General features: G+C 65.4%; 8 protein-coding genes. 4 read left to right on the forward strand and 4 right to left on the reverse strand.

The genetic code is table 11. The features are described from left to right. Window positions 1-67 precede the first annotated feature (67 nt). The gene (locus tag ID132_RS03150) at window positions 68-553 is read right to left on the reverse strand and encodes a hypothetical protein (RefSeq protein ID WP_125105934.1); all 486 of its coding nucleotides are present in this window, start codon (window positions 551-553) and stop codon (window positions 68-70) included. 274 nt (window positions 554-827) lie between these two features. Here ID132_RS03150 and ID132_RS03155 point away from each other — a divergent pair, with 274 nt between their 5' ends. Then, entirely contained in the window at window positions 828-2057 is a 1230-nt protein-coding gene (locus ID132_RS03155; RefSeq protein WP_125105935.1) for a potassium transporter TrkG, read from the forward strand. A gap of 35 nt (window positions 2058-2092) precedes the next feature. Then, window positions 2093-2734 carry a LysE family translocator gene (locus tag ID132_RS03160; RefSeq protein ID WP_125105936.1) on the forward strand — a complete coding sequence of 214 codons (642 nt, stop codon included), beginning with the start codon at window positions 2093-2095 and terminating at the stop codon, window positions 2732-2734. A 28-nt stretch (window positions 2735-2762) separates the two neighbouring features. Here the strand turns inward: ID132_RS03160 and ID132_RS03165 are convergent, their stop codons facing one another. The 3 genes from ID132_RS03165 to ID132_RS03175 form a co-directional block, all read right to left on the reverse strand. Then, window positions 2763-3551, reverse strand: a complete 789-nt coding sequence (locus ID132_RS03165) for a Fic/DOC family protein (RefSeq protein ID WP_125105937.1) — start codon at window positions 3549-3551, stop codon at window positions 2763-2765. Between the two features lie 21 nt (window positions 3552-3572). Beyond that, window positions 3573-3773, reverse strand: coding sequence for an antitoxin VbhA family protein (locus tag ID132_RS03170; RefSeq protein WP_125105938.1), 201 nt, complete (start codon window positions 3771-3773; stop codon window positions 3573-3575). 113 nt (window positions 3774-3886) lie between these two features. Then, window positions 3887-4111 (reverse strand): helix-turn-helix domain-containing protein, encoded by a 225-nt coding sequence (locus tag ID132_RS03175; RefSeq protein ID WP_125105939.1) that lies wholly within the window; start codon window positions 4109-4111, stop codon window positions 3887-3889. 98 nt (window positions 4112-4209) lie between these two features. On the opposite strand from ID132_RS03175, the gene ID132_RS03180 reads away from it, so the two are divergent. Both ID132_RS03180 and ID132_RS03185 read left to right on the forward strand, forming a co-directional pair. Next, window positions 4210-4803, forward strand: a complete 594-nt coding sequence (locus ID132_RS03180) for a helix-turn-helix domain-containing protein (protein WP_125105940.1) — start codon at window positions 4210-4212, stop codon at window positions 4801-4803. 49 nt (window positions 4804-4852) lie between these two features. After that, a complete protein-coding gene (locus tag ID132_RS03185) occupies window positions 4853-6136 on the forward strand; it encodes a tyrosine-type recombinase/integrase (RefSeq protein WP_193127824.1) in 1284 nt (427 codons plus the stop codon). The last annotated feature ends 98 nt before the right edge of the window (window positions 6137-6234 follow it).

Below are 6234 nucleotides of genomic sequence, written 5' to 3' on the forward strand. Positions count from 1 at the left end.
GGAGCTTTCTGAAGGCGGAGTGAGGCCGTGTCGGCCGGTGAATGGGTGACGAAGTGTCGGGGATCGGTCAGAGCGACTCGCGGGCCCACGCTTCGTGGAGCGTCGATTCGGCAACGTCGTCCCAGGTGAGGGTGAGATCGCCCCATTTGGGCGGTTCGGTGAGCGCCTCCCCGAGTCTGGCCCGGAGCAGGGCGGGGTCGTCGCAGTCGGTGACATCGAGCACGAGGATGTTCACATAGCGGGCACGGTCCCGCTCGAGGTCATTGTGGAGCTGGGTGGCGAGGCCGGCGGGAACGCGGACGAGTACCTGCTGCGGAAACCTTCTCGGTCGCAGACAGGCGACGCACACGCGCCGGATGCCCAGCACCGTGTCGAATTCGGCCTTCAGATTGGCGATTGCGTCGTGCCAGACGGTGCGTGCCTGCTTCCGGGTCGCGCACTCGGTGAGGTCGACGCCCCAGAGCATGCCGTGCGGGCGATCCTCGCGCGGAGCCTCCGGGATGTTCGCGAGCGCCGGGAGCGCATCTCCGCGTATCAGAAATGGTGCATTCATGGTGAGTGGTCTTTCGGGTTCTGATTCGTTCGTCTCTCGCCGACCAGACTTCCCGGCACACCATGCGTCATCGGGGCAGGCCCCGCAACGAGTCCCCATACTATGCCGTTAGAGGGTGTTCTCGCAGCCGTCGCCCGGAAATCCGCACGATTGCCGGCACTGGCGCTGGGCCTCGGGTATCGGATGGGGTAGCATCGGTGCGGTGCGTCGGGAAGTCTGGTCGACACGCCACCTCGAGTCCGAGGCGGCGTCGAAGCAACCGAAGGCAACCCAGATGAACACCGGTTCCCAGAGCAATGCCCTGCACCGGGCCCGCGACCTCGCTCTGCGGTTGCGCGGACGTGCCCGCTATGCGGCCGGGCATGCGCCGGCTAGGGTCGCGCTCCTGGTCTTCTCCGCCGCCACGCTCCTGTTCACGGGTCTGCTCATGCTCCCGGTAGCCTCTGCGGATGGCACGCGCACCGCACTTTCGGACGCGTTATTCACGGCGGTGTCGGCGGTGACCGTGACCGGGCTCACCACCGTGGACACCGCGGAGCACTGGTCGATGTTCGGGCAGGTTGTGATCCTCGTCGCAATCCAGACCGGCGCGCTCGGCGTGGTGACCATCGCGCTGCTGCTGGCGATGATGGTCACCCGCAAACTCGGCGTGTCGAGCCGCGTGTTCGCGAAAGAGAGCATCGGCGCCAACGGCATCGGTAGCGTCGGGCGACTCCTGCGCGTTGTCGTCACGACCACCTTCATCATCGAGAGCGTTCTCGCGCTCTTCTTGGTACCGGCGTTCATCGCTTCTGGCGAGTCGTTTGGCCCGGGGCTGTGGCACGGCATCTTCTACGCGATCTCAGCATTCGGGAACGCCGGGTTCACCCCGCACGCCGGCGGGCTCGCGGTTTTCGCCGACAACCAGGCCGAGGCCACCGAGCACACGGCAGGCGAGCAGGTGCGGGCGTCGTCGTGGTTCGGGAAGCGCCGCGCCCGCGACGAGCACGAGAACGCCCAAGCGCGAACCGCCGAAGCGCGCCAGCAGGTGACGAGCGAGTGGGGCGAGCCGCCGAGGTGGGACGAACGTGCCGATGCGTGGGTGGAACGAGTCACCCGGCCCAGAATCGACAGCGACCCGCGCGTGATCGATGCCGAGCAGGAGCACCGGGCGGCACGCGACGCGCTGCTGCACCGGCCAGAGCGGGCACAGACCGAACGACTCGTGGCGTTCGCGCGAGTGTTCGGCGCGGAGACCGTGATCCGCAATCAGCAGGCGTACCTCACCACGAACCCCATGCAACAAGCCACACGAGCAGCGAAAACTGCGAAGCAAGCGCGAGAGGAAGCCGAGCTGCTACGGTCGCTCACCCCGGCCGAGGCCACCGAGAGGATCGAGCAGACCCGCGCAGCGCAGGCCGAGCGGGAAGCTCAGCGTGCCGAGCGGGAGCGGGCCATGTCGCACGACTATGAGGAGCAGCACCGGAGCGCACCCCGGCGTGACGGCCCGACGCTAGGCCTGTAAGCAGCCGATATGTGGGCGCTGAGTATGCTTGACCTATGCCTACGCTCGAAGCCCTCGCCGCCTTTGCTCTGGCGTCGGTGATTCTCATCGTCATTCCTGGGCCGAGCGTGCTCTTCGTGATCGGCCGTTCGCTCTCCTACGGTCGGCGCGGCGGCCTGATGAGCGTGCTCGGCAACGGCCTCGGCGCGCTGCCGCTCGTCGCAGCGGTCGCGTTCGGAGTAGGTGCCATCGTCGCACAGTCGATCATGTTGTTCACGATCATCAAACTGCTCGGTGCCGCATACCTTGTCTATCTCGGAGTGCAGGCGATCCGCCACCGCAAAGACAGCGTGACAGACGGCACCGATTCAGCGCGGCGGTCGTTGACGCCCGCAGTGATGCTTCGGCAGGGCTTCATCGTGGGAGTGACCAACCCGAAGACCATCGTGTTCTTCGTCGCCGTGCTCCCGCAGTTCGTGAGCTTCGAGGCCGGGGCGATCCCGTTGCAGATGATGGTACTCGGGCTCGTGTTCGTCACCATCGGGTTCATCTGCGATGCGGTCTGGGCGATTCTCGCTGGAACAGCGCAAGCCTGGTTCGCGAAGTCTCCCCGCCGACTCAGCGGGATTCGCGCGACCGGCGGCGGGCTGATGATCGGACTCGGCGGTGGTCTCGCGCTGACCGGCAACAAGGCGTAGACGCAACTCTTCGCTTGCCGCTGAGCTTCTACAGGCCGAGGCTCGGGCCGCTGCGCCCGCTGTCAGGTGGGGCGTCGTATCCGAACGCATCCAGCGGAGGCAGGGCACGGCGGCGTTCGCGTGCGGCGTCCAACTCCCGGTCAAGCATGGCAGGGTCGCGGACGGCCTTGCGTGTCGTGAAGCCCTGAGTGTGTTCGTTCAACAGTTCCATCAGCCGGTCGTGCCGTGCGGCGTCCTCGACGGTGACGAGGTTTGGGCGAATCAGGGCATCGAGCCCGGAGTGGTCTTCCACGATGGCGAGGGTGCGGGCGTGGGCGAACACGTCGCCGGGAATCTGCGACCAGTCGATGCCCCATCCGGCGTCGCGGGCGAGCTGGTTGAACATGACGTGCTGACTGCGCGTGTTCACGTCGCGGAACGGATGAATCGCGGTCGTCTCGCCCCACACCCAGGCGAGCCCATCGGAGAACGCATCCGCTTCCAGCCCGTGCAGGTATTCACGCTCTGCGAGAGCGCCGAAGACGCGCTCGGCCTCGGGCGCGATGAACGGCGGGCGGCAGTGCGCGATGCCGGTGCCGCCCGGATGGGTGTCGGTGTCGCCGAGGTCACCACCCCACACATACAGGTCTTGCGTCAGGTGCCGATGGATCGCCTGCAGGTGGGCGAGGTCGAAGCAGCCGGGGATCGGGTGCTCGGCGAGTTCGACCATGCGCTGATGGATCGCCGCCGTCTCGACGGCTTTCCAACGGTCGTAGTCGGTGATGCCGAGCTTGTTGATAAGAACCCGACTGTTCGGGTAGCTGTAGCGGTCGGGCATTAGTGCTCCTGCCCGAGCGGGTTACTTCTCGGGGAAGCGGTCGAGGGCTGCTGCGATTGCCTCGCGCACCGCCTCATCCCCGGACAGTTCGCCGAGCACCTGTCGGCGGGCAATCTCCCGATCCGCGTCCGAGACGACCGCACCGGCCGTCTCCTGACCGGCCTCAACCTCCGCAAGCACACGCCGGACATGGGCCTCAGATACCGGAGTCTTGAGTGCCATTCGGGGTGCCTCCTTGTGGTTGGCGTTCTTGGGCTAGTTTACGTCGCTTGGCCGACATTCACATGGAAGCCGGGCACGGGGGTGCCGATTCGGCACAGCGGGCAGTGGAGAGGTCAGGACTCACTGTTGTCGCTCGCGGTGTCGGCGAAGAGGGCGAGGAACTTCTCGCGCGGGATCACGATGCGCCGCCCGAGCTTCACATACGGGATCGTGCCCTCGTTGATGCTCGTGGTGATCGTGCGCGGATCAACCCCGAGCGCTTCGGCGGCTTCTTTGCGGGTGATGACCAGGCTGCGCCGCTTGCGGAGGTCGTCCATGTCCAGGGTGCTCTGCCGCATGAGGTCACCGTCCGATCCAATACAGGGAGATTGAGGGGTGCCTACCACGGTAGAAGCCAAACCTTGCTGTGTCAAGTACAACCATGTATGTTCTTAGTATGGAAACAGAGAGGGTGCGGGGCAACCCGCCAGGACACACCAACCAGTACGTCGCCGTAAACATCCGTGCGGCTCGTCAAGCGATCGGCATGGACTTGCGCACCATGTCGAAGCTGCTGACCGACGCGGGGCGAAAACTCTCCCCATCGGGGATCAGCAAGCTCGAAGCCGGGGATCGCCGCGTGGACGTGGACGACCTCACCGTGATCGCCTACCTGCTGCGCACCACCCCGGCCGCGCTCCTCACCCCGCCCGAAGCAGCAAGCGGCGTGACGGGGGTGCCTGGTGAGTATCTGACGGAAGAGATCGAGAAGTGGATGCAGGGCTGGCTCACGCTCACCCCGGAGGGGCTGCTGACCTATTGGCAGCAGGAATGGTTCGCCTGCCAGAACCGCATCCAGTATTACGAGTCCTCCCTCAGCATCCCCGGCAGCGACCAGCTCCCCAGCACCGAGACCTATATGCAGCGTCTCGCGGAGCAGCGGGAACGTGCACGGTTCATCCGGGTGCGAGGCGAGCAGATCGACCCGAGCGGGCGCGTATTCAGCGGCCCTGACTTCCTCGACCGCCTCGCCCCAGGCGGCACTGAGTAGTCCGCGCACACCCCAGCGAAACCGCTCACCCAGCAGAAGGGATTAGGCAATGGCACGAAAGGCCGCAGCCGCCGGGCACGACCCCGGCGCAGACCCCGCAGGCGAGGGGGTGAAACCGGCGCGACGCTCCCGCTCTCGGCAGCCCGGCTCGATCCAGGGTTACGACACCGATAAGGGCAAGCGGTGGCGGTTCCAGATCTACGTCCTGAAAGACCCCGAGTACCCCGAGATGGGGATGCGGCGTCTCACCCGTTCCGGGTTCACCAGCACCGACGAGGCCAACGATGCCTTGCAGGAGGCGTTGAAGCAGCGCAAGCAGAACGAGAAGTTCGGCAGCAAAGTTCCCTCCCTCGGCGTCTACGCCGACGAGTGGGCAGCGGGGCTGAAGCTCGCGGCATCCACGATCAAGGGGTACAAGAAGATCATACGCAACCACATCAAGCCGCAGCTCGGCATGATCCGGCTCGATAAACTTACCGCGACCAGGATCGCCCGCCACTACCGAGACTTGGAGAAGTCGGGCCGTAAAGACACATACGGCAAGGGCAAGCCGCTGTCGGCAAACAGCGTCCGTAAGGTGCACGTCGTGCTCGGCGCGATCCTCGACGCCGCGATCGACGACGGGCACGTGACAGTGAACCCGGCGAAGAAGAAGCGTACCGTGAAAGCTCCGACCACGAGCGAGGTGCGGGCGCAAAAGCCCGAAATCGTCACCTGGACAGCCGTGCAGCTCGTCCTGTTCCTCACCTGGAACGAGGACGAGCTGAAAGACGAGCTGTTCCCCATGTGGCGACTCATCGCGTACACGGGCATGCGCCGAAGTGAAGCCCTCGCCTTGAAGTGGAGCGACCTCAGCACCAAGGCAATGCGGGTCAGCATCCGCCGCGCGGTCGATACCGACGACTGGACGAAGACCAAGCCCCCGAAGACCGGCCACGCTCGGGTGATCGACGTAGACGAGGACACCCTGAAAGTGCTCGCCTCCTACAAGGTCGCCCGCGCGGAACTCTCGTTCACGCTCGCCAAGGCCGACGCCTACATCTTCGGCGACGACGATGGGAAGCTGCGCTCACCCGATGCGATGACCAGCCGATGGGATCGCCGCATGAACTGGCTCACCAAGAAGTACGACACCATGCACCGGGTCACGATCAAGGGCCTGCGTCACACGCACGCGACCCTGCTGCTCGAACTCGGCGAGCATCCCAAGGTCGTCCAGGAGCGCTTGGGTCACTCAACGATCACCACGACGATGAACATCTACTCCCACGTCACCCCGACCATGCAACGGTCGGCCGTGACCCGCTTCGCCGCCCACCTCGGCAAGGCTTAGCACTTTTTCTAGCACTTCCGACGCGAAAGACCCCCAACCCGGAGAACTAAATCCCAGGTCAGGGGCCATTTCATTCGCGTGCGCGAGGGGGGACTTGA

The organism is Gulosibacter sediminis (assembly GCF_014904065.1).
GTDB lineage: Bacteria > Actinomycetota > Actinomycetes > Actinomycetales > Microbacteriaceae > Gulosibacter > Gulosibacter sediminis.